Source organism: Paenibacillus sp. JNUCC-31 (assembly GCF_014844075.1).
GTDB lineage: Bacteria > Bacillota > Bacilli > Paenibacillales > Paenibacillaceae > Paenibacillus.
Genome location: NZ_CP062165.1, coordinates 2,821,162 through 2,842,815, shown reverse-complemented (window position 1 = coordinate 2,842,815; position 21,654 = coordinate 2,821,162). Strand labels below are relative to the sequence as shown.

Here is a 21,654-nt window from a genome sequence, read left to right as displayed (position 1 = left end):
TTCATAAAAGTTTATACAGAATACCTTTTGGAATGAAAGAAAAAAGGATATAAATTACGTTATAAGAAACAAGGCTGGGACAAAGTCGTGTATAATAGGTTGGGTTTGTAATGGAAGAGGCCTGCAAGAAGAATAAGCAATAGAGGTATACCTCAAGTTTAAAGGGGGCGATATGAACATGTCAGAACAACAACCGATTATCCGTTTCGACCGGGTGACCCAGCAATACGATCAGGATGAAGCCGTATTGAAGGAAGTCAGCTTCGAGATTGAGCGGGGTAAATTTTATACGCTACTCGGCCCGTCAGGCTGCGGGAAAACAACGATATTGCGCTTGATCGCCGGCTTTGCGGAGCCGACACAGGGCAGTATTTATTTTAACGGTGCACTGATTAACCGGGTGCCTGCCCACCAGCGGCAGGTGAATACCGTATTTCAGGATTACGCATTATTTCCACATTTGAATGTCTTTGAGAACGTAGCTTTTGGTTTGCGGATCAAAAAGATGAAAACGGCTGAGATTCGCAGCAAAGTGTTGGAAGCACTCAAGTTCGTCAATCTGTCCGGTTATGAAAACCGTGAAATTGGCGAGATGTCCGGCGGACAACGGCAACGTGTCGCGATTGCGCGTGCGATTGTGAATGAACCCGAGATTTTGCTTCTGGATGAGCCGCTATCGGCGCTCGATCTGAAGCTGCGGACAGAAATGCAGTATGAATTGCGCGAGCTGCAACAGCGACTGGGCATTACGTTTATTTTTGTCACACATGATCAGGAGGAAGCCCTGGCGATGTCGGATGAAATCTTTGTCCTGAACGGTGGCGTCATTCAACAGAGCGGCACACCCAATGATATCTATGATGAGCCGATTAACCGTTTTGTGGCGGACTTTATTGGCGAATCGAACATTGTATCCGGCAAAATGAAGCAGGACTTTGTAGTGGAATTTGCTGGCGCACAGTACGAGTGTGTCGATCAGGGTCTGCAGAAGGACGAGCCTGTGGAGATTGTGATTCGTCCAGAGGATATGGAAATTACAACCGAGGAACAGGGCAAAATGCAGGTCAACGTGGACTCGCAGCTGTTCCGGGGGGTGCATTACGAGATATCCACCTACGATGACGCGGGTAATGAGTGGCTGGTACATTCCACGAAAAAAGCCGAGGTAGGCGCTCGTATTGGACTGCATTTTGACCCGGAAGCCATCCACGTCATGCGCTTTAACGAGACGGAAGAAGAGTTCGACAAACGTCTGGAAGCCTACCAAGAGGCCGTTCATGCAGACTAAGGCGAGTACACGCAATGCGTATCTGATTCCATATGTGTTATGGATGGTGTTGTTTGTAGTTGCTCCGGTTCTGCTGGTGGTGTATTACTCGTTCTTCGATGTGGAAGGCAATTTCACGTTGGGTAACTACGCTCGGTTCTTTACACCTGTGTACATGCAGATGACCCTGAGTTCGTTCTGGTATGCATTTCTGATTACGGTGTTCTCGCTGTTAGTTTCGTATCCCACAGCGTATTTACTGACCCGTACGAAGCACAAGCAGCTGTGGCTGCTACTTATTATTTTGCCAAGCTGGATCAATCTGTTGTTAAAAGCGTACGCCTTTATCGGCCTGTTCGGCACGTATGGCCTGACCAATTCCCTGCTTGAAGTGGTGGGCATTGGCACAAAGCAGATTCTGTTCACTGATTTCAGCTTTATCTTTGTCTCGGTGTACATCTTCATTCCGTTCATGATCCTGCCCATCTTCAACGCACTGGAAGAGATGAATCCATCGCTGATCTATGCGGCACGGGATCTCGGGGCTTCGTCCTGGCTGACGTTCCGCCGGGTCATCTTTCCGCTGACAATCAGCGGAGTGAAATCCGGCTGTCAGGCCGTATTTATTCCGGCGTTATCGTTGTTCATGATTACCCGCCTTATTGCGGGAAACCGGGTAATTACGCTGGGAACAGCGATTGAGCAGCATTTTCTCGTCACCCAGGACTGGGGAATGGGTTCGACGATTGCCGTCTTTTTGATTATTGCGATGGCGATCATTATGTTCCTGACCGGATCAGGCAAGAAGGAGGTGCGTAATGGGAAGAAACGGAAAGCTGTCTAACGTCTATCTGGCCGTAGTATTCGCCATACTGTACGCACCGATCGCATATCTGATCTTCTATTCCTTCAACAGTGGCGGGCATATGCGCGGCTTTGAAGGGTTTACATTGGAATGGTACAGGGAAGTATTTGCGGATACGCGGCTGCTGATCATTGTACTGAATACGTTTATTATTGCGCTCCTGTCCTCGGCGATCTCAACGATGCTCGGTGTGGCAGGGGCACTGGCGATCTACCATGTGCGGCGCAAACGAACCAAGAATACGTTGCTGTCACTCAATAACGTGCTGATCGTTAGTCCGGATGTCATCATCGGTGCGTCCTTTCTGATTCTGTTCACCATGATTGGCATCAAGCTTGGATTCACTTCGGTACTGTTGTCTCATATCGCATTCAGCGTGCCGATTGTCGTAATTATGGTGCTGCCCAAGCTTCAGGAGATGAGTCCGACCTTGATGGATGCGGCGCGCGATCTGGGTGCTGGATCATGGCAGATCCTGACTCGTGTCGTGCTTCCATACGTTAAACCGGGCATTTTTGCCGGATTCTTCATGGCATTGACGTACTCGCTTGATGACTTCGCGGTAACATTCTTTGTCACGGGCAACGGATACTCCACACTCTCTGTGGAGATTTATTCAAGAGCAAGGCAGGGCGTGTCATTGTCCATTAATGCGCTGTCGACGCTACTGTTCCTGCTGACGGTGCTGCTGGTGGTTGGATATTACTTCATTAACCGCCGTGCAACACGGATACCACCCGGAGGAAAGGGGCTGCGTCCATGAAGCAACTGGTACGGACATTTGCAATTGTATTTGTGGCTGCCTTTGCCTTGATGATTCTCGCTTCGTACCTGAACAAGAGTCAGGGGTATTCCGGCGGCAACACGCTGACGATTTACAACTGGGGCGATTATATCGACCCGGATTTGCTGAAGGAATTTGAGCAAGAGACCGGCATCAAGGTGATCTACCAGACGTTTGATTCGAACGAAGCGATGTTAACCAAGATTGAGCAGGGCGGAACGACGTTTGATGTGGCGATTCCTTCCGAGTATGCGATTAGCAAAATGAAAGAAGAGAATCTGCTCATTCCACTGGATCACAGCAAGCTACCCAATCTGAGCAACATTGATCCACGTTTCATGGATCTGTCCTTCGATGAGGACAACAAGTACTCCATTCCTTACTTCTGGGGAACGGTGGGGATTGTGTACAATCCTGAACTGGTCGACGGGTTAACATTTGAGAGCTGGAATGACCTGTGGGACCCACGTTTGAAAAATCAAATCCTCCTGCTCGACGGTGCCCGTGAAGTGATCGGTATGGGGCTGAACAGCCTCGGTTATTCGCTGAACGATACGAACGAAGACCATCTGCAGGAAGCTTTAAAGAAACTGTCTACCCTCACGCCTAACGTCAGAGCCATTGTCGGGGACGAGATCAAAATGCTGCTGGCAAACGAGGAAGCAGCGGTTGGACTCGTATGGTCCGGGGATGCGTCGGAAATTATGGATGAGAACGATAAGCTGGATTATGTGGTTCCTGAGGAAGGCTCGAACCTATGGTTCGATAACATGGTCATTCCGAAGACCGCAAGCAATATTGAAGGGGCACATCAGTTTATCAACTTCATGCTGGACCCGGATCATGCCGCCCGTAACGCCGAATATGTCGGGTACTCCACACCAAACGCCGAGGCATTGAAGCTGCTGCCAGAGGATATTTCGGAGGATGAACGATTCTATCCGGATGAGACGCTGACAGGAAAGCTTGAAGTGTACGATAATCTGGGCAAAAAAATGCTGTCGCATTATAATGATTTGTTCCTCGAATTTAAAATGCATAGCAAATAAGGGGCATTCGAGCGAGAGGTGTCGGATGAACGTGCATGTCATGCACATCCAAGCCGCTAACGAATCTACCACACCTTATTGGGCTGATTTGCATGGATTACGAAGGCTAACGAACTCCAGCGAAGCTATTCTTTATAAAAAAGGTGTTTAAACGGCAATAAGCCGCTGCTTAGACAGAATAGCGTCTCTCTGATTCGTTAAAACTTCAATCAGCGTAAATGACCGCCAATAGCGTGTGTACAGTTCGTTAGATTTGGATAAAGAATAAATAGGGGTGCAGCTCGTCATTTCACTTGAATGACGAGCTGCACCCCTTATTTTTTTACTTACTTACTTCAGAGCGATAGCGCTTGAAGTGCCATATAAGATGAACATTAAAGATCACACGTTAACGGAGAGGGCAGAAATAATCTGTAGAAGCGAAGCGTTCGCCTTTATCACAGGATATCATCCTTTAAAAAAATTAATGAAAGAAATCCGGGGATAACAGCGATCGGAAGATTATTCTGCACGCGAAGTGGAATCGTGTAATCCCAGCCCTTCATCTTATATCACGCCACTACATGCGCTTTTTGCGACCCACCATGATCCAAGCGCCGCCCATAATCAGCACAATCGCCACGAACGGCTGGATGAAGGACAGGCTGGTCAGCATCGTGCCAATCGACATGACGGCGAAGAAGAGAAGCGATATAACCGTCAGTATGTTGATTGGGATCAGCAGCCATTTGTTACGGCCGCCGAACCAATACAGTTCAAACAGGCCTACCGCTACCGCAAGAATGAAGCCGGGCCACATCGTGCTCCAGTTATCAAAGAGCATAGCGATCTGGCTGACAACGCCTGCCGTGAGCAGGATACCCCCTGGAACCAGCAATCCAACACCTCTGCCAATCATGGAGAAGTACAGCCAATGGAAGAACAGCCCCAGTGGAATGACAAATAGGGTGGGCCAGAAATTGGCAAAGATCGTACCCGGACCGAGTGAACCTCCCTGGTTCAAGATCAGATACACGCCGAGCAAAATAAGCACAGGCGCAAGGATGGTGCGTTTAGCCATGATATCTCTCCTTTTCAATACAAGATCAATTCCCGAACAGTCATGGAGTATGTTTTCTCGTTATTCACAGCATACCATGAACCGCAAAAGGGTATCCTCGGTCTTTGGAGTTAAACTTAACCTAGACTAAAGTCTAGGTACGAAATATACTACTTCGATACACAAGCGGTGAACCCAATTATGCCAATGCAGCCTTCAAAAAGTGAACCGGCAGACACCCGGATAATATCGCGCAAATCTGACCCAATAAAGTACGTGGGGATGAAGCAGGGCGGGCAGAAGGAATACTTTTGCACCGAATGTTTAACGTCTACGAATAGCATTACGCAGCCACTCGGCAATTGTCTTATTGAACATACTAAAAACCCACCCCGGAAGAGTGGGCTGTTTCCTTCTTTTATTAAAAGCGGGCAATCCGGTTATTTCACCACATCCGAATGCTTCTTGCCCCAACTGTTCACGCCATCATCTTCGATAATGGAGATGGCTGCATCAGCAATGTCAGGGTCCGTCATTAACTTCTCCTGAATACGGAACTTGATATCATCGGCATCAGCAAGGCTTAGTCCTTTGGTCAGCTCAATCAGACCCTCGACATGATAATAACGGCCTTCCTGAATAATTCGCATCATTTGAATATCCGCAACATGAGTGTCGGCCAGGATGGTCTGGGATACTTTATCCTCGATATCCTGCGGAGCTGCTACACCAATCAGTCCGATCATATTGTCGTAACCCACACGGAACGCGACAGCAATCATCAGGCATCCAATAATGGTGGTCACGATTCCATCGAGCAATGCAAAATTGGTCAAGGCAATGACTACAACAGAGATCAGCGCAAGTAGTGCACCGAGTACAGCTACAACATCTTCGTAAAATACAAGACGTGTTGGCGGTGCAGCGCGCCCTACATTTTTGATAGCGGCGGGGAGCAGGGCAAATCCGGCAGCTTTTGGCGCGCGTGCTTCTTTCAGAATTTCCTTCATGGCCTTGATTAGAATGGCACCGTCAATCAGAATGTTTAATACAAGCACCCCGATGTTAATCCAGAGGCCACCGGTATGACCAACAGGATGCTGTAACAGATGAATTCCTTCATGGATCGTTTCATACGCCATAATGGTAACGACAATGACCGCGATCATGCAGAAAATGTTGATGACCCGTCCGAATCCGGTCGGAAAGCGGCGTGTAGGTTTTTTCTCGGACAACACACTTCCGACAAAGACAAACCCTTGGTTGATGGCATCAGCCAAAGAGTGCATCGCCGAGGCGAACATGGCGCCACTGCCACTGAAAAGAAAGGCTCCTCCTTTGCACAGTGCAAGTACAGCATTACCCGCCATAGCTACGGCTGAGGATGTGTTTCCCTTTTTGACGAGAGACATCAAGCTCTCAGACTTTGGTTGTTCAGCCACTTCGTATGTTCCTCCCAGAAAGATGTAATAGATGTAGAAAAGGCAATTCGTATTGATAGCTTTTACATTTCCACTAAATGTTATTATAACCCGCTTTACAACTCCCAGCATTATGCAAAAAAGGTCATATCACTACAAACACCCGTGTGAGCTCGCACGGGTGTCTAGTTGCTTCTATATAAAGTTTGATTTCAACAGATCAATCAAACTTCCAGCAAGACAGGCTCAGATTGCCATACTGATAGGCTTTGAACAGAAGTGATGCCTGCTTGTTCTGATCCCCTGCACCCATGGCAAGCAGCAGTGGCACAAAATGCTCTGGCGTAGGCACGGCTGCCTGGGCGGATGGTGCGAGCTTGTCATAGGCGAAGAGGGACGTGGTATCCCAGCTCATCAGCTTGTCATGCAACCAGTTGTCAAACGCCATGGCCCAAGGATCAACGCCTGCGCTTTCCCAGTTTAATTGCCGCAGATTGTGTACTGTTCCGCCACTACCAATCACTAGAACATCCTGCTCGCGCAATGTGGCGAGTGCCTTTCCTACCTGATACTGCTGTTCATTGGACAGATAACGGTTTACAGACAACGTAACAACCGGGATATCTGCGTTCGGATAGAGCAGGCGAAGAACGACCCAAGCACCGTGATCCAGACCACGAACGAAGTCGCTTTCTACCGGAATGCCGGCATTCGCGAACAGACGCTGAATCTCCGCAGTGGTCTCTTCATGTCCTTGTGCCGGGTATTTGATCTGATACAGTTCAGGCTGGAAGCCACCGAAATCATAGATGGTCTCGTAATTGGCTACCGAGGAAACCAATTGAGTTGTGGATTCCCAGTGAGCAGAGAACAATATAATTGCTTTGGGTTTCGGCAGTTCTTGTCCAAGTTTTTGCAGAAATTCAGTGTAGGCATGTTCCTCCAGTGCGAGCGATGGCGCGCCGTGAGCGATAAACAGGGATGGCATCATTATGAATTCAGTCCTTTCAGGTCTTCGGCAGCCAGATTGGCATCCGTCCGAAGCCATTGTTGAAATTGTTGATATAGATCGGGAGTGACTTGGTGCCCACCGTGATATGGAACGTACGTAACATTATCGGTGTGTTCGCGGAAGAAGCTCGCGTTATCTTCGCCAAGTTGCAGCGGGAAGAGATGATCCTGATCGCCATGCGATATGAATACGGATAACTCCGAGCCGGGCTGTATCTTGTATTCGTCTTTCACAAATTGCGGAATGTAACCACTCATGGCTACAATTCCCTTAATCGCATCTCCCATGATCAGCGAGAGTGTCATCGCCATAATGGCTCCCTGACTGAATCCGGCGATATAACGCCGTGCGGGATCAATGGCATATTTGGAGGACAAGTCAACGATTAGCTGTTGCAGTCCCTGAACAGAAGCGTCGAACAATTCCCGGACGGGATTGCCAATGCTTTTAATCTGAAAATAGGCGTAGCCACTACCCTGAATGATGGGTCCCCGTACGGCGACGATAATAAAATCCGATTGGAGGGGCTGCATCAGCCGCAGCATATCCTGATCATCCGAACCCATGCCATGCAGAGCAAAGATCACGGGATATGGTTGTTCTGTATCGTAATCGGAGGGAAGTTGAACCTCGTAAGTTAATGAATAATTATTCAATGCAATCACCACCTGATAAGAAATGGGTGTAATGTAATCAAAATAAAGTTTACAAATATGAAATTAATATTCTTATTGATGAACAAAATCTATCACGATTCCATTGTAGGGTCAATATTTTTTTTGTATGATGAAAATATGTTCCGTATAAGAAATCTATAATCACCTGTAAACGGTGAAACAGGCGGGTAAGCAAACAATCCACCTATTACTTCCAAGGACGTGATAATTATGATCAGAGGAATCGTGCCTATTTTGAGGATATTTGATGAAGAAAAGGCGAAAGAGTTCTACCTGGAATACCTGGGTTTCCGATTGGATTGGGAACATCGGTTTGAGACAGACTTGCCGCTATATATGCAGATATCCCTGGATTCCCTTGTATTGCATCTATCCGAACATCATGGCGATTGTACACCTGGAGCGGCATTGCGAATAGAAACGGACTCGCTCGATGCATTATGTGAGGCACTCAATGCGAAAAAGTACAAGCATTCCAGACCGGGCATTACGGACACGCCGTGGAATCTAAGGGAAATGACAGTCATTGACCCGTTTGGCAACCGGATTGTTTTTTATGAACCTAACGCAGGATAGGTTGGGTATGGATATATAGATCAAAGGGGAGGGTTGCAAACATGGATATTGGCCTAGCCATTCGTACGATCCGGAAACAGAAACAGATTACCATCATGCAAATGTGCGAGGGTACGGGGCTGTCCAAAGGGTTTATCAGCAACGTGGAAAATAATAAAACATCACCTTCCATTGCCACGCTCGAAAGTATCGCAGATTATCTGGAAGTGCCACTGCCGTACTTGCTGCTGTCACCGGAGCAGCGAATGAACGTGGTGCGCAAGGATGAGCGCAAGGAGACAACTGCCGGAAGCGGGCAGATCAAGGTACAGCATCTAACGGCAAAAGGCGCCATGCGGATGTCCATTGTGGAACTGCCGCCAGGCGCATCAACGGGGGAAAACAAGCATGCCGGAGAAGAGAGTCATCTGGTTCTGCAAGGCAGGATTCGCGCTGAACAGTGTGAGGATGCAGAGATTCTGGAAGCTGGAGATTCGTTCAGCTGGAATGCCATCGTTCCCCACGAAGTGACCAATATTGGCGAGGAGACAGCAGTGGTACTGATTGCTGTGTCCAAGGAACTGGACTTGGATCGTTTATGGAATAAATAAAAGGACGGTTCCCAAAGTTATGAAACTAAACGATGGGAACAGCCCTTTTATTATTTCTTACGAATTTAATTGATACAGTCTCCTGTCCGACTAGTCCTGATTACTGTGGATTAGTAGTCCAGATGCCTGCGGCTTTGACAAATACACGATCCGAGAGTTTGAGCGTTGCCAAAGCCAGTTCAGCTACGTCTTCCGCTTGCATCATCCGGTCTTCGTCGCCAATTTTGAGCCCGGCATTGGTTGCCAATTCTGTGTTCACTGTACTTGGCGTTAACGCAGTGACCCGAATATTGGATTTACGCACTTCCTGCATCAGGGATTCGGTCATGCCGAGCAGGGCGAATTTGGAAGCACAGTAAGCTGAACCTGTAGCGAATCCACGCTCGCCTGCCGTGGAGGCGATATTGATAATGCTACCGCTGCTTTCCTTAATCATGCTTGGCAGCACGGCACGTGTTACGTAGTATGTACCCATGACATTGACATGCAGGATGCGTTCCCATTCTTCCGGGTCCATGTCCAGCAGTGTGCCGAAGCTTGCAATTCCTGCGTTATTGATCAGAATATCCACTGCACCAAGCTCCATCTCGATGGCAGCCACGGCTGCTTCAGCCTGGGTACGATCCGAAATATCCGCAATGGCACTGGTTACTTTTACACCATATTCCTGGCTCAGCGATTGCTGGAGAGTCTCCAGATCGGAGGCCGTCCGAGCGATAAGTCCGAGATGTACACCTTCTTTGGCAAGTGCTTGAGCAATGGCACGTCCGATACCTTTACCGGCGCCAGTGATGACAGCCGTTTTATTTTTAAGTTCCATGTGGGTAATTCCTCCTTCAAAATGGACTGGCATTTAATTATACTATATTACCCACAGTTCGGATATTTGCTTCATCATTGCTGCTTGATCTTAATGCTGCCTGACGTAGAACGAGCTTTGATGACTTCACGGCTCACCATTGGGGATTCAGGTACATTCACATCACCGGAAGTGGTCCGTGCGTCAAATATTCCGTCAAAATCGGCTGCCGCCTCTATGAAAATGTCTCCTGAATGTCCCGATACATCGATCGGACCGGAGGAAGCTTGCTCAATCTTCACACTTCCGGAAGTAAACTCAACGTTTGCTGCACCGTTTAATTGCGTGATCTTTGTATCGCCCGACTGGATATGACTGGTCACCTTTCCGTTAAGTCCATCCAGCCTGAAACTTCCCGATGTTTGTTTTACTTCCATATCTCCTGCAATGGCTGAGGCTTTAATATCACCTGAGGTCAATTCCAGTTGAATGGCCGGCACGGTGATGTTCTCGAGTTGAACAGCACCAGAGGTACTGTTCAACTCCAGCAGATCGGCTTTCAGACCTGTCAGATTCCATTCACTTGAGGAGGATTCCAATTTGACCTCTTTCAGCTGATGCCCCTCAGGCAGGGCAACCGTTATTTTGGAGTCTCTGTCATTCCAATAAAGAGTGAAAAATTGCAATTGCGCACGTTTCGGCTGGGACAGCTTGAATGTACCATCGGAGAAGGTTGCCTGTTCAAAGCTTTTAACCACGGCCGGGTCCCATTTGCCATCCACTTCGATATAACCATCGGAGTCCGGGCTAACTACAAAGTCAATATCCGCGCTAAAGTTAGCATGCATGACTATGTTTTGTAACTCATCATTTTTGAAATCCCATCGTTTGGAGTACGCCTCCCGCTTGTCTCCGAACTGAACCCCGTATATGGATGTTCCGAGCAAGCCTATGCCGATACATACTATTGCTAAGGCAATCCATTTTTTTGTACTCATGCGGATACATCTCCTTTCATCGTCCTTTTATTCCATCTGAGATATTGGAGAGTAGTTACCTTGAACGCTTTGAATACCTCTTTGGCTGCAATGGCGAATAGAATTCCCACACCCAACGCCCCGATGGAAACGAACAGTTCTGCCTTATCAAATTGATTAAGAAACAGGAAGTCCACTGCAGCGGCCACAGGGGCTAATACCAGCAAGGACAGGCTGGCAATCACAAGCCATAATGACCACAATGTTAATCCAAGAGGAATTCCCAGAATCAAATTCAGAAAGAGCAGTCCGATGCCGGTGAAAAGGTTTCGAGCCGCTCTGTTACTGTTCTTTGGTGGCCGCATTTCTCCATACGTTGGTGCGTAGAATGGGTCTGATCCAGGTGTCTGTGCATCATAACGATCACCAAGCGCTTCGCGTGCAATCTCAGAGGGGTGACCCAGTTCACATGCAATCTCCTCTTCCAGTCGTCCTTCTCTCAATCCCATCTCAAAATGCTGATCATAATCAGCGAGCAGTTCTGCCCGTTCCTGCGGGTCCATCGGTCTTAGATGAACCTCCATTGCCTGCATGAATTGTTGTCTATTCATTGGAAGTACCTTCCTCTATAAGATTTGCGACATTGCGCACAAAGCTATTCCATTCATTCGTGAGCGTCTGCATATAGTCACGACCCGTAACAGAGAGTTTGTAATATTTACGCGGTGGGCCTTCACTGGATTCCTGCAAGTAAGTCGTACAATAGCCGTCATTGACCAATCTTCGCAAAAGGGGATATAGAGCGCCTTCTGCTACTTCAATATGCTGGGATACGGCCTGAGCCAGTTCGTAGCCGTAACGATCCTGGCGGTTGATTAGAACAAGGACACATAGCTCCAGCACCCCTTTTTTAAATTGAATATTTACATTCACTTGGGTTCCTCCTTGTTGCTCTATCCAAACACTAGTGTGTATTGTTCAGTAGTCGTAAATTAATCATAGCATCCGGTACTGTATAATGCAAGGTAGTGATTTAAAAATGGTTCCGTGTCACGATGTATTGCTGACAAGGGTTATCTTCGTTTACTCGCTATTTCATCTATAGATCAGCATACGCAAAACCCGGATCGGTTACTTCCGTCTGAGGACGGATTCCAATCCGGGTCTATGGGATGAAGATCTACCACAATGGGCGTACCTGCTTTAATTTATTCCTGTGCTTCAAGTACCTTAAGATCTTTAACGGCAGGCCCTTCAATGACTTTGCCTGCGTAGTCGAAGCGTGAGCCATGGCATGGACAATCCCAGGAGCGTTCTCCTTCATTCCATTCCACTTCACAGCCCAAGTGGGTGCAGGTGGTGTCCACCAGAAAGAGTTTGCCACTCGGATCCTTGTAAGCGCCGGCTCGTTTACCGTCATGACGAACAACAGAACCTTCATCGTTGCCGAGTTCTCCAACGTTTTTGTGAATAATGCCGACTTTGCCGGAAATTAGTTCCTTGGCTACATTGGCATTCTCTACGATGAAGTTTTTCACTCCAGGATCTGCCTTGAACCTTGCAGGATCGAATACAGCTGCGTAAGAGTTGTCCCGTCCGGTAATTCGATCCGTAAGAATATGTCCAGCCATCGTTCCTGTGGTCATGCCCCATTTGGCAAAGCCTGTAGCTACATAAACACGTTCATGTCGTCCGGTGATCGGTCCAATGTAAGGGACCTTGTCGAGTGAAATCAGGTCCTGGGCTGACCAGCGAAACGGAATGTTGCGAATGCCAAATGTTTCGGCCGCATAGCGCTCCAGATGTTCATAGTGACCAAACGTGCATATGCCTTGTCCTGTTTTGTGATTTTCGCCGCCGAAAAGGATGTGTTCCTTCCCTTCATGGATCACGGTGCGAAGTGAACGATAAGGTTCATCATCCGAGAGGTACATCCCGCCAGTAAACGGCTTCTGAGGTTCCACAACAACAGCATAGGAGCGCTCAGCGTGCAGCCGTGTAAAATAGAATCCAGGGTCATATACCGGGAAATGGGAGGCAACAACGACATGATCCGCTGTAACGGAAGGACCATTGCCATATGTCCGCACATGAAGTGAAGCATCTTCTTCCACATCGGTCACCGTTGTATGTTCATAGATGCGTACACCTTGCTGGACCGCCGAATCAAGCAGGTAGTGCAGATAGGCCAGCGGATCAAAACGAGCCTGACCTGGCATCCTGATGCCTGCTCTGGACGGGACCGGGATAGGCAGCGGATCGACCCATTGACCAGGAATATTGAGCTTGTCATAGGCGGTCAGTTCAACCTCCAGCTTCTTGAGATTCTCCTCGGATTGAATATAGACGTAGGCATCTTCCTCCGCCCACTGGCAATCGATCTGTTTCTCTTTCACCAGATCGCGCATCCACTTGGCGGCTGTGGCATTACCTTCATAATACATGCGAGCCTGTTCTTGTCCGAAGTGGTGCATTAATTCATCGAATATCACACCATGCTGTGCGGATACTTTGGCGGTTGTATGCCCGGTTGTGCCATCCAGTACTTTTCCGGCTTCAAGAATCACCACACGCATGCCTGCCTGGGCCAGTAAATAAGCGGTTGTAATACCTGCTATTCCTGCACCAATGATGGCAACATCGGCAGAGATGTCTTCCTCCAGTTTAGGAAATGCATTAAATTCATGAGTAGCCCGCCACAGGGATACAGGAACGGGGGGCAGACCTGACGTGGACTGATGATTATCGCTCATTCGTTCTCCTCCTTGATCATCTTTTCTTTTATTATTTCGTTTGTTATTCAGCGCACCCGATTGTACTCTTATCCATGATTACCACACTGTGCCAGAAAAAAACGATTTCTGTATACTTTCCTGAGGAAAGTTCACATTTTTCTGTAAAGCGCCCCTGTTTTTTTGGTCATACATGCTATATGATAGATTTACCGAAATCGTTTTAGGAAATGAAAAGAAGAGTTAACAACAGACGCCAAAATGCTTGTTCCAAAAGGTTAAATCTTCAAATTATGAAGTCGAATACATCCAGATTAATTCATCATTTTTGTATCAATTATGTATTCGCTATCATTACAAATAAATCAAGAATGCCCAAAGGAGATTTCATATCATGACCAACCAAACGAAATATCCCTTCCAGGATACAACGCTCGAACTGGATACACGTGTAAAGGACCTTGTGTCCCGTCTTTCGGAAGATGAGAAAATCGAATCGATGCTGCAATACCAACCAGCAGTAGAACGCCTGGGTATCGCGGCATATAAACACGGCACAGAAGCAGCCCATGGCTTGGCCTGGCTTGGTGAAGCCACTTCTTTCCCGCAGCCGGTAGGGCTGGCATGCACATGGGATGCGGACCTGATGAAAGAGATTGGCTCCGTGATCGGAGATGAGGCACGTGTATTTTACAAGCGCAATCCGGCTGTGAATGGTCTCACCCTGTGGGCACCTACAGTGGATATGGAGCGTGATCCGCGTTGGGGGCGAAACGAAGAAGCTTATGGTGAAGACCCGGAATTGACAGCTGAGCTGACTACAGCGCTGGTTAAGGGAATCCAGGGCGACCATCCGAAGTATTATAAGGCCGTTGCCACGTTGAAACATTTCCTTGCGAACAATAATGAAGTGGATCGCGGCAGTGGTTCATCCAGCATTGATCCGCGCAACATGCGTGAATATTATCTGAAAGCATTTGAGAAACCGTTCAAAGAGGGCGGCGCGCAGTCCATGATGACCGCATACAACTCGATCAACGGTACGCCAGCATTGCTTCATCCGTTTGTAAACGAGATTGTGAAGGGCGAATGGGGCATGGATGGCTTCATCGTGAGTGACGCAGGGGATGTCATGGGGATCAAGAACGATCATAAATATTATGATTCCCACACCCCAGGTACAGTAGAGTCTGTCAAAGCAGGTATTGACAGTATTACCGATGATGCGGATCTGTCGAAGCAGGCGTTGCGTGAAGGGCTGGAGCAAGGCACACTCACGATGGAAGACATCGATCTGGCGTTGTTCAATACGTTCCGTGTGCGTTTCCGTCTGGGGGAATTCGATCCGGCTGAAGGCAATCCATACGCTTCCATTGGCGAAGAAGCGATGATGACAGAGAAAGCAAAGGCCTTGTCATTAAGAGCGGCGAGAGAACAGGTTGTTTTGCTCAAAAATGATCATGGCACGCTTCCGCTGGATAAAACGAAATCCGGTAAAGTGGCTGTTATTGGTCAGCTTGGCGGAACAGTCTACCGTGACTGGTATGCAGGTACCATGCCGTACAGTGTATCCCCGCTTGAAGCGATCAGCAGCAAAGTAGGCGGCGACAAGGTTGCATTCAAAGATGGCAATGACCGTATTACATTGACTTCCGTCGCAAGCGGAAAGGTTGTCGGTTTGGGTGAAGGGGAGAAATCACCGGTCATTGCTTCAGGAGATGCCGAGACGTTTACGTTGACGGACTGGGGTTTCGGGAGTTACACGCTCAAGGCAGACAGTAACGGTAAATATCTGACGACGGATGAAGAGACGGTTACGGCATCAGCGGATGAAGTATACGGCTGGTTTGTAAAGGAAGTATTTCATCTGTTGCCACAAGAGGACGGAAACGTAGGGCTGACCACTTGGAACGGTAAAACAGTAACGGCTCCCAATGGCGGAAATGATGCTTTCGCAGTATCCGAAGAGTTGAAATCATTCGGTGCTACGGAGATGTTCAAAAAGGATATTGTGGTGAATGGATTGGAGGAAGCTGTAGCGGCTGCGAAGGAAGCGGAAACGGCGATTGTATTTGTCGGCAACAATCCGCTTGTAAATGGTAAAGAAGAGATCGACCGTCCAAGTCTGGATCTGGCTGAATCCCAGCAGCGTCTGGTTGAAGCCGTTTATGCAGCGAATCCGAATACCGTTGTAGTTATCGTGGGAAGTTACCCGTTCACGTCCAACTGGGTGCAGGAGAACATTCCGGCTGTATTGTATACATCCCATGCAGGACAAGAATTGGGGAATGCTGTTGCTGATGTATTGTATGGCGATTATGCGCCGGCAGGCCGTTTGAATATGACGTGGGTGCAATCCGCAGATCAGCTGACTGATATCAGAGACTACGATATCATTCAATCCGGACGTACGTACCAGTATTTTGAAGGTGAAGTACTGTATCCATTCGGACATGGATTAACGTATGCATCGTTCAAATACAGCAATTTGGAGCTGAATCCGGCCCAAGCTGGCGTGGATGAGACCATTACTGTGCATGTGGACGTGACCAATACAGGAGCGATCGCCAGTGATGAGGTTGTGCAATTGTATGTGCGTGCTGGACAGTCCCGTGTAAAACGCCCGCTCAAAACGTTAAAAGGTTTCCGTCGACTTCATATTGAAGCTGGAGCTACGGTGAAAGTCAGCTTCAAGCTGCCCGTTCAAGAACTGGCTATCTGGGATGTGACCCGTGATCGTTATGTCGTCGAAAACGGCACTTATTCGGTTATGGTGGGCAAATCTTCCTCCGATATCCAGCTTGTTGCAGACCTTACAGTACAAGGGGAGACGATTCCTGCCCGTAATCTGAGTGTAGCCACGCGTGCCGAGAACTATGACGCATACCTCGGTGTGGATCTGGATGAGAGCAAAGAAGGCGGAACATCTGTCCGTGTGATTGGTGAACAAGGATGGATTGCTTTCAAAGATGCCGATTTTGGCAGTGGTGTAGCTTCACTTGAAGCCCGTGTGTCGGCAGAACAGGCAGGTGCAGTATTGGAAGTTCGGTTGGGCGCATCCGACGGTACGCTGGCAGGGCGCGTGGAATTGGTTCAGGGCGAAGCCCAACAGTGGTCCACGGTTCGGACAGACCTTAAAGGGGTATCAGGTCAGCAGGATGTATACCTTGTGTTATCCGCAGGAGTGCGTGTCAGCCATTTTGAGATTCGTTAAGTTAGATAGGAGATTAGTGAGGAATAACAGATTGGAATAAGTGAACGAAATAAGGAATGATGAAAAAGCCTCCGAGTGTACTCGGAGGCTTTACTGCCTTGTAACGATTGTCTGGCCAGCCAGCGTTGCCCCGACATCTATAATCCGTTGATTGCGGCTGCCGCGAAAGGGTAAAGACACATCACGCTCCGCTGCGACATAAGGTCCATCAATAATGACGTCACATAGCCGGGATAGCTCCGCCCGTGCCGGGTCTGTAATCAGTTCCTCATATACAAATCCCGTATAGGCCCATACGGTCAGATCAGGCCGTGCAGCCCGAAGCTGCCGAACCCAGGAGCTACACTCCGCAGCAGAGAAAAAAGGGTCACCTCCGCATAACGTAATCCCTTCCAGCAAGGGATGAGTGATCACTTCATGCAATATCTGCTGCTGTCGCTCCTCCGTAAATGGCTCACCAGCCCGAAAGCTCCACGAATCGGGGCTGAAGCAGCCCGGACAGGCGTGGCGGCATCCGCTGATGAACAACACGGCACGCAGGCCTGTACCTTCATTCACTGATTCCGGGATATAACCATAGAGATTCACTGATGTTTCACCCGGTCTCGCACTTCGGCCTGCTTCGCTGCATTGAAGCGTACTTTATAGTCACCGGTCAGATATCCTGTCACCCGGCGCAACCGCTGGAAATGCACGTGGTTTTCATGAGCCTCACATCCAGGACATACATCTCCAATTACGCCCTCATAGCCACAGGAAGGACAGCGATCAATCGGATGATTGATAGAGAAATACCCGATATCCTGGGCCAGAGCGTATTGCACAATTCGTTGAAAAGCAGTGGTGTTAGCCCTCACATTCCCATCGAGTTCGACATAGGAGATCGCCCCGGCATTACATAATGTGTGAAAAGGAGCCTCCAGCTCAATCTTGCGATAAGCAGGAAGGGTATGATAAACCGGGATATGAAAGGAATTGGTGTAGTATTCCCGGTCATTGACTCCGGCAATGCTGCCGTATCGCTCACGATCAATTTTGGTGAACTTGCCGGATAGTCCCTCGGCGGGCGTAGCAAATAAGGTGATATTCAGGTTATGCTGCTCACTCATACGGTCACAGAACTCTCTCATCGTACGGATCACATTCAGCGCTTCACGATGTACATGGAGATCTTGTCCATGGTGACGGCCATATAAAGCGGTCATACACTCAGCCAGTCCGATAAAACCGATGGATAACGTACCATGTTTCAACAGGTCGGCAACCGGTTCATTCGGAGCCAGTTGTTCTCCGCCCTCCCATACGCCTTCCCGCATCATGAAATCCGATGCTTTGGCAGGCTGTTGCATCTGGATATGATAACGGTGCAGCAGTCCGGCAGCTGCATTGTGCATGACGGATTCCAATGCAGTATAGAAGCCCGCCCGATCAGCGACGGCTCTTGCTCCCTGACAGATCCCATAGCGAATGCCGAGCTTGACCAGATTGATGGTATTAAAAGACAGGTTGCCCTTGCCGCTCTGGCGATTGCGTCCAAAGCGATCAGCCAGTGTGCGTGTACGGCATCCCATTGTGGCAATGATGGTATCAGGATCATCCGGTTGGTAATAGGGCAGGTTGAAGGATGCATCCACATTGACAAAATTCGGATACATGCGACGTGAAGAACAGGTCACAGCGAGCCGGAACAAGTCGTAATTGGGTTCACCCTCGCCCTGGTTGATTCCTTGCTTGCATTGAAAAATATGTTGTGGAAACACAGGAGTTTCCCCGTTGCCGAGTCCCCGAATCGTGGCTTCCAGCAGCGACCGGGACACCAGCCGGCCTTCTGCCGAAGTACACAGACCGTAGTTCAGCGAAGTGAACGGAATCTGTCCGCCTGCACGGCTGCTCATGGTGTTCAGGTTATGGATCAGGGATTCTGCAGCCTGTTCCGTCTCCAGTTCCGTTTCTTCCTTGGCAAAGGCAAAGGCCTGTGGACACCGTTCCTTCGCTTCAAGGCTATCCAGATGCAGCTGCTCATCCTCAATTAAGGCATTCTCCCCAAACAGTCGCTGTCCCTTGCGGTAATGCTTGCGGAACGAGCGTTTCACATAAGGGGCCAGATCCCAGTCGATTTTATTGGCGGATACGCCGCCGTACTGACTGTTCTGCTGAGACTGAAAAATAATGGCGACCAGTGCCATCGCAGACATGATGGTTTGTGGCGTGCGAACCGAACCGTTGCCCGTATTAAAGCCGGAGGCCAGCAGACGGTCAAATGGGATAAAGATACAATTGGTCGTACCAAGGGCATACTGGTCCAGATCATGTACATACAGATCTCCGTTCTCCACAGCTAGAGCGAGTTCCTCTGGCAGCACATGACGCAGGGCATGCCACTTGGCGGTCTCCGAACCCAGCCGGCTCATCTTGCCGCTAAACGAGTCTCCGTTCAGATTGGCATTCTCTCTCAGGGTATCGGCATCTTCAGCGCCGATAATTCGTCTTCCCAGATCGGATAGCAGGTCGGATGCCGGGGGAGAGGTGGTCTCAAGCACGTTCATATCAGGTTCCTCCTAATAATGGGTTTGTATATTAAAAAGACTCGTTGATTACTACATGTTGATTGGTACTATCCATTTATAAACCATATATAGTTTTTTGGGTGTGATAATCATCACATGTGGTTGGCTCATGACACGCAAGGTCGGTGGTCTTGAAGGATAAAGGTTTCCAAAGGGGAAGGGTAAGCGTATAATTTCTATTTATCATGCGATTGCCATAGACAAAGCGTGGAAATGGATCGAAAACGTGCAGGGAAGCGGCTGTCCTAGCTTTCCGTATTTAACCATGCCGTTCATACCACATTTCCTGTAAGAGGAATAAACGCGGTATCCATCCATGATTCTTTTTGATTTCTGCAGTGTTAATCATATATGAATAGGTTGTGACAGCTGATTCAGAGCGTTAGGACCCTCGTTACTCGAATGGATCATTCTGTGCAGGACGGAGTAGAAGTGCAGCTAAGACAAGAGGGGTGAACCATGGGAACGGTAGGCATTACAAGGGGCTTCTATGAAAATATACAGGAAGCGGCGTCACATATAGTCGACGTATTAAGCGGCATCATGAAAGTGAATACTATTTTCGTCGCCACGAATGATGGAGTGACCAATGTCATTATGGAGGCTTTTAACCGCAAGGAAGAGTGGATTGCCAAGGGTAGTGAACTTCCTTTTGCAGCTTCATATTGCAGCCTGGTATTGAGAGATCAGGGCAATAGCCTGACCATCACGGACACATGTGAACATCCGCTGACGAAGTCAATGGATGTAACAAGCGGACTGGGTAATCGTTTCTTCGTGGGTATCCCGATTATGCGGAGATCCGGGGAAACGTTCGGTACCATCTGTCTGATGGATGATCCCGATTATGTTATCAGTGAAACGGATATGAAAACGTTGGAAGCCATGGCTGTATTTCTCGGCTACGTCGTGGACCTGGAAGATAAGCTGCATGATTCGGAGCAATTGCAAGAACAGTTGCAGGCAGAAAAGGCACGTGCCGAGTCTGAAGCGATGACCAAGTCGCAGATGCTGTCGCTGATGAGCCACGAGATCCGTAACCCGCTGAACGGCATTCTGGGATTGACGGATCTGATGCGTACACCGGATATGTCGGACGAGCAGGCCGAGTATGTGAACATGATCGAAACCAGCGGAAACATTTTACTCTCCCTGTTGAACAATATGATGAATTTTAACATTAATGATGCAGGTGAAACGGTCGTACATGATGATCCATTTGATCTGGTAGCCACGATTGAGAATACGGTCTATCTCTATGCGGGGCTTGCGACGAACAAAAACATTGAGCTGGGATTGAACCTTGAACTAAATGTTTCTCAGGTTTTTGTCGGGGATGAAATCAAGATTGGACAATTGCTGGCACACGTCATTCAGTATGCCATAGACTCGACACGCACAGGTTCGGTATTGGTTACGGCAACCGTGGATGGTGGGGATGTAGAGGAAACAGGCACGCTTCAACTGCATGTGAAGTACACCGGACGAATGGTATCATCGGACCAAAAGCTCAGATCATTTAACAATCTGGACGGACATATAAGTACACAGAAGCTCGTGGGAACCAATCTCGGTTTGGCAGTCAGCCAGAACCTTGCCCTCCTTATGAACGGCCGTATTCAGGTGTATGGCATAGGAGACAAGGAAACCGAATTCGAGATCAGCCTGCCACTTCGCAGACATTGGGAATTACCCCAGCTTGCCAACATTCAGCACCGATTGAAGGGTAAAAGGGTATTGCTTGCCAAGGACCCCGACATTCTCCAAGGGGTCTCTTCCCTGATGCGCAGATGGGAGATGGATGTGCATATGACCTCGGTGACAACCGAGGCGTATGGCTGGATTCAAGAGGGTTTCAAGCCAGATGTGGCCGTTGTGGATATGGGGCTGCTAGAGGGTGGTGCTGTGGATTTCGTGCATGATCTGAAACGTTTGATTACAGACTCGCCAGTTATTGTTTTGATTCCATATGGCATGCATATCGATCCGCATGAAGCGGATGTGTTTGATGCGGTCCTGACCAAGCCGGTGAAACAGGTGGATTTATTGAATGCATTAAGCATTATTTTGCATTAAGAGAATGAG

General features: G+C 48.5%; 19 protein-coding genes. 8 read left to right on the top strand and 11 right to left on the bottom strand.

Annotated features, from left to right (window positions below; genetic code table 11):
- Nucleotides 1-178 precede the first annotated feature (178 nt).
- Genes JNUCC31_RS12305 through JNUCC31_RS12290 form a run of 4 tightly spaced genes read left to right on the top strand, consistent with a single transcriptional unit; the run spans nt 179 to nt 3,965 of the window.
- The gene (locus tag JNUCC31_RS12305; RefSeq protein WP_192271467.1) at nt 179-1,288 is read left to right on the top strand and encodes an ABC transporter ATP-binding protein; all 1,110 of its coding nucleotides are present in this window, start codon (nt 179-181) and stop codon (nt 1,286-1,288) included.
- Nucleotides 1,278-2,111 (top strand): ABC transporter permease, encoded by an 834-nt coding sequence (locus JNUCC31_RS12300; protein WP_192271465.1) that lies wholly within the window; start codon nt 1,278-1,280, stop codon nt 2,109-2,111. The genes JNUCC31_RS12305 and JNUCC31_RS12300 overlap by 11 nt, the downstream gene beginning before the upstream one ends.
- Complete coding sequence (locus JNUCC31_RS12295; RefSeq protein ID WP_024632840.1) at nt 2,086-2,895, top strand: ABC transporter permease; 810 nt, start codon at nt 2,086-2,088, stop codon at nt 2,893-2,895. Before JNUCC31_RS12300 ends, JNUCC31_RS12295 begins: the two co-directional genes overlap by 26 nt.
- On the top strand, nt 2,892-3,965 hold the full coding sequence (locus JNUCC31_RS12290) for an ABC transporter substrate-binding protein (protein ID WP_111619404.1): 1,074 nt from the start codon (nt 2,892-2,894) through the stop codon (nt 3,963-3,965). The genes JNUCC31_RS12295 and JNUCC31_RS12290 overlap by 4 nt, the downstream gene beginning before the upstream one ends.
- A 559-nt stretch (nt 3,966-4,524) precedes the next feature.
- Here the strand turns inward: JNUCC31_RS12290 and JNUCC31_RS12285 are convergent.
- The 4 genes from JNUCC31_RS12285 to JNUCC31_RS12270 all read right to left on the bottom strand — a co-directional run bounded on the left by JNUCC31_RS12285 (nt 4,525) and on the right by JNUCC31_RS12270 (nt 8,093).
- Nucleotides 4,525-5,025 carry a hypothetical protein gene (locus JNUCC31_RS12285; protein ID WP_192271463.1) on the bottom strand — a complete coding sequence of 167 codons (501 nt, stop codon included), beginning with the start codon at nt 5,023-5,025 and terminating at the stop codon, nt 4,525-4,527.
- Between the two features lie 419 nt (nt 5,026-5,444).
- Entirely contained in the window at nt 5,445-6,446 is a 1,002-nt protein-coding gene (locus JNUCC31_RS12280) for a cation diffusion facilitator family transporter (RefSeq protein WP_192271461.1), read from the bottom strand.
- 199 nt (nt 6,447-6,645) lie between these two features.
- Nucleotides 6,646-7,416 (bottom strand): DODA-type extradiol aromatic ring-opening family dioxygenase, encoded by a 771-nt coding sequence (locus JNUCC31_RS12275; protein ID WP_192271459.1) that lies wholly within the window; start codon nt 7,414-7,416, stop codon nt 6,646-6,648.
- Nucleotides 7,416-8,093 carry an alpha/beta hydrolase gene (locus JNUCC31_RS12270; protein WP_192271457.1) on the bottom strand — a complete coding sequence of 226 codons (678 nt, stop codon included), beginning with the start codon at nt 8,091-8,093 and terminating at the stop codon, nt 7,416-7,418. Before JNUCC31_RS12270 ends, JNUCC31_RS12275 begins: the two co-directional genes overlap by 1 nt.
- A gap of 231 nt (nt 8,094-8,324) precedes the next feature.
- Here JNUCC31_RS12270 and JNUCC31_RS12265 point away from each other — a divergent pair, with 231 nt between their 5' ends.
- Both JNUCC31_RS12265 and JNUCC31_RS12260 read left to right on the top strand, forming a co-directional pair.
- Nucleotides 8,325-8,690: a glyoxalase superfamily protein gene (locus JNUCC31_RS12265; RefSeq protein ID WP_192271455.1), complete on the top strand. Its 366-nt coding sequence runs from the start codon at nt 8,325-8,327 to the stop codon at nt 8,688-8,690.
- A gap of 41 nt (nt 8,691-8,731) precedes the next feature.
- Complete coding sequence (locus JNUCC31_RS12260) at nt 8,732-9,280, top strand: helix-turn-helix domain-containing protein (RefSeq protein ID WP_192271454.1); 549 nt, start codon at nt 8,732-8,734, stop codon at nt 9,278-9,280.
- Nucleotides 9,281-9,380: 100 nt separating this feature from the next.
- Here JNUCC31_RS12260 and JNUCC31_RS12255 read toward each other — a convergent pair whose 3' ends face one another.
- The 5 genes from JNUCC31_RS12255 to JNUCC31_RS12235 form a co-directional block, all read right to left on the bottom strand.
- Nucleotides 9,381-10,100 (bottom strand): 3-ketoacyl-ACP reductase, encoded by a 720-nt coding sequence (locus tag JNUCC31_RS12255; RefSeq protein WP_192271452.1) that lies wholly within the window; start codon nt 10,098-10,100, stop codon nt 9,381-9,383.
- A 74-nt stretch (nt 10,101-10,174) separates the two neighbouring features.
- Nucleotides 10,175-11,077 carry a DUF4097 family beta strand repeat-containing protein gene (locus JNUCC31_RS12250; protein ID WP_192271450.1) on the bottom strand — a complete coding sequence of 301 codons (903 nt, stop codon included), beginning with the start codon at nt 11,075-11,077 and terminating at the stop codon, nt 10,175-10,177.
- Complete coding sequence (locus JNUCC31_RS12245) at nt 11,074-11,667, bottom strand: HAAS signaling domain-containing protein (RefSeq protein WP_192271448.1); 594 nt, start codon at nt 11,665-11,667, stop codon at nt 11,074-11,076. The genes JNUCC31_RS12250 and JNUCC31_RS12245 overlap by 4 nt, the downstream gene beginning before the upstream one ends.
- Complete coding sequence (locus JNUCC31_RS12240; protein WP_192271446.1) at nt 11,660-11,989, bottom strand: PadR family transcriptional regulator; 330 nt, start codon at nt 11,987-11,989, stop codon at nt 11,660-11,662. Before JNUCC31_RS12240 ends, JNUCC31_RS12245 begins: the two co-directional genes overlap by 8 nt.
- 275 nt (nt 11,990-12,264) lie before the next feature.
- Entirely contained in the window at nt 12,265-13,809 is a 1,545-nt protein-coding gene (locus tag JNUCC31_RS12235; RefSeq protein WP_192271444.1) for an FAD-dependent oxidoreductase, read from the bottom strand.
- A gap of 373 nt (nt 13,810-14,182) precedes the next feature.
- On the opposite strand from JNUCC31_RS12235, the gene JNUCC31_RS12230 reads away from it, so the two are divergent.
- Nucleotides 14,183-17,002 (top strand): glycoside hydrolase family 3 C-terminal domain-containing protein, encoded by a 2,820-nt coding sequence (locus JNUCC31_RS12230; RefSeq protein WP_192271443.1) that lies wholly within the window; start codon nt 14,183-14,185, stop codon nt 17,000-17,002.
- Nucleotides 17,003-17,092: 90 nt separating this feature from the next.
- Here JNUCC31_RS12230 and nrdG read toward each other — a convergent pair whose 3' ends face one another.
- Together nrdG and JNUCC31_RS12220 are read right to left on the bottom strand one after the other, a co-directional pair.
- Nucleotides 17,093-17,590, bottom strand: a complete 498-nt coding sequence (gene nrdG / locus JNUCC31_RS12225; protein WP_192271442.1) for an anaerobic ribonucleoside-triphosphate reductase activating protein — start codon at nt 17,588-17,590, stop codon at nt 17,093-17,095.
- Complete coding sequence (locus JNUCC31_RS12220; RefSeq protein WP_192271441.1) at nt 17,587-19,548, bottom strand: anaerobic ribonucleoside triphosphate reductase; 1,962 nt, start codon at nt 19,546-19,548, stop codon at nt 17,587-17,589. The genes nrdG and JNUCC31_RS12220 overlap by 4 nt, the downstream gene beginning before the upstream one ends.
- 480 nt (nt 19,549-20,028) lie before the next feature.
- Here JNUCC31_RS12220 and JNUCC31_RS12215 point away from each other — a divergent pair, with 480 nt between their 5' ends.
- On the top strand, nt 20,029-21,645 hold the full coding sequence (locus tag JNUCC31_RS12215; RefSeq protein WP_192271440.1) for a histidine kinase dimerization/phospho-acceptor domain-containing protein: 1,617 nt from the start codon (nt 20,029-20,031) through the stop codon (nt 21,643-21,645).
- The last annotated feature ends 9 nt before the right edge of the window (nt 21,646-21,654 follow it).

Bases quoted from the DNA above. Each gene is read 5' to 3' on its own strand.
- JNUCC31_RS12235 (WP_192271444.1), bottom strand. From the start codon at position 13,809: ATGAGCGATAATCATCAGTCCACGTCAGGTCTGCCCCCCGTTCCTGTA.
- JNUCC31_RS12265 (WP_192271455.1), top strand. From the start codon at position 8,325: ATGATCAGAGGAATCGTGCCTATTTTGAGGATATTTGATGAAGAAAAG.
- JNUCC31_RS12215 (WP_192271440.1), top strand. From the start codon at position 20,029: ATGGGAACGGTAGGCATTACAAGGGGCTTCTATGAAAATATACAGGAA.
- JNUCC31_RS12285 (WP_192271463.1), bottom strand. From the start codon at position 5,025: ATGGCTAAACGCACCATCCTTGCGCCTGTGCTTATTTTGCTCGGCGTG.
- JNUCC31_RS12250 (WP_192271450.1), bottom strand. From the start codon at position 11,077: ATGAGTACAAAAAAATGGATTGCCTTAGCAATAGTATGTATCGGCATA.
- JNUCC31_RS12305 (WP_192271467.1), top strand. From the start codon at position 179: ATGTCAGAACAACAACCGATTATCCGTTTCGACCGGGTGACCCAGCAA.
- JNUCC31_RS12255 (WP_192271452.1), bottom strand. From the start codon at position 10,100: ATGGAACTTAAAAATAAAACGGCTGTCATCACTGGCGCCGGTAAAGGT.
- JNUCC31_RS12260 (WP_192271454.1), top strand. From the start codon at position 8,732: ATGGATATTGGCCTAGCCATTCGTACGATCCGGAAACAGAAACAGATT.
- JNUCC31_RS12275 (WP_192271459.1), bottom strand. From the start codon at position 7,416: ATGATGCCATCCCTGTTTATCGCTCACGGCGCGCCATCGCTCGCACTG.
- JNUCC31_RS12295 (WP_024632840.1), top strand. From the start codon at position 2,086: ATGGGAAGAAACGGAAAGCTGTCTAACGTCTATCTGGCCGTAGTATTC.
- JNUCC31_RS12300 (WP_192271465.1), top strand. From the start codon at position 1,278: ATGCAGACTAAGGCGAGTACACGCAATGCGTATCTGATTCCATATGTG.
- JNUCC31_RS12290 (WP_111619404.1), top strand. From the start codon at position 2,892: ATGAAGCAACTGGTACGGACATTTGCAATTGTATTTGTGGCTGCCTTT.
- JNUCC31_RS12230 (WP_192271443.1), top strand. From the start codon at position 14,183: ATGACCAACCAAACGAAATATCCCTTCCAGGATACAACGCTCGAACTG.
- JNUCC31_RS12245 (WP_192271448.1), bottom strand. From the start codon at position 11,667: ATGAATAGACAACAATTCATGCAGGCAATGGAGGTTCATCTAAGACCG.
- JNUCC31_RS12220 (WP_192271441.1), bottom strand. From the start codon at position 19,548: ATGAACGTGCTTGAGACCACCTCTCCCCCGGCATCCGACCTGCTATCC.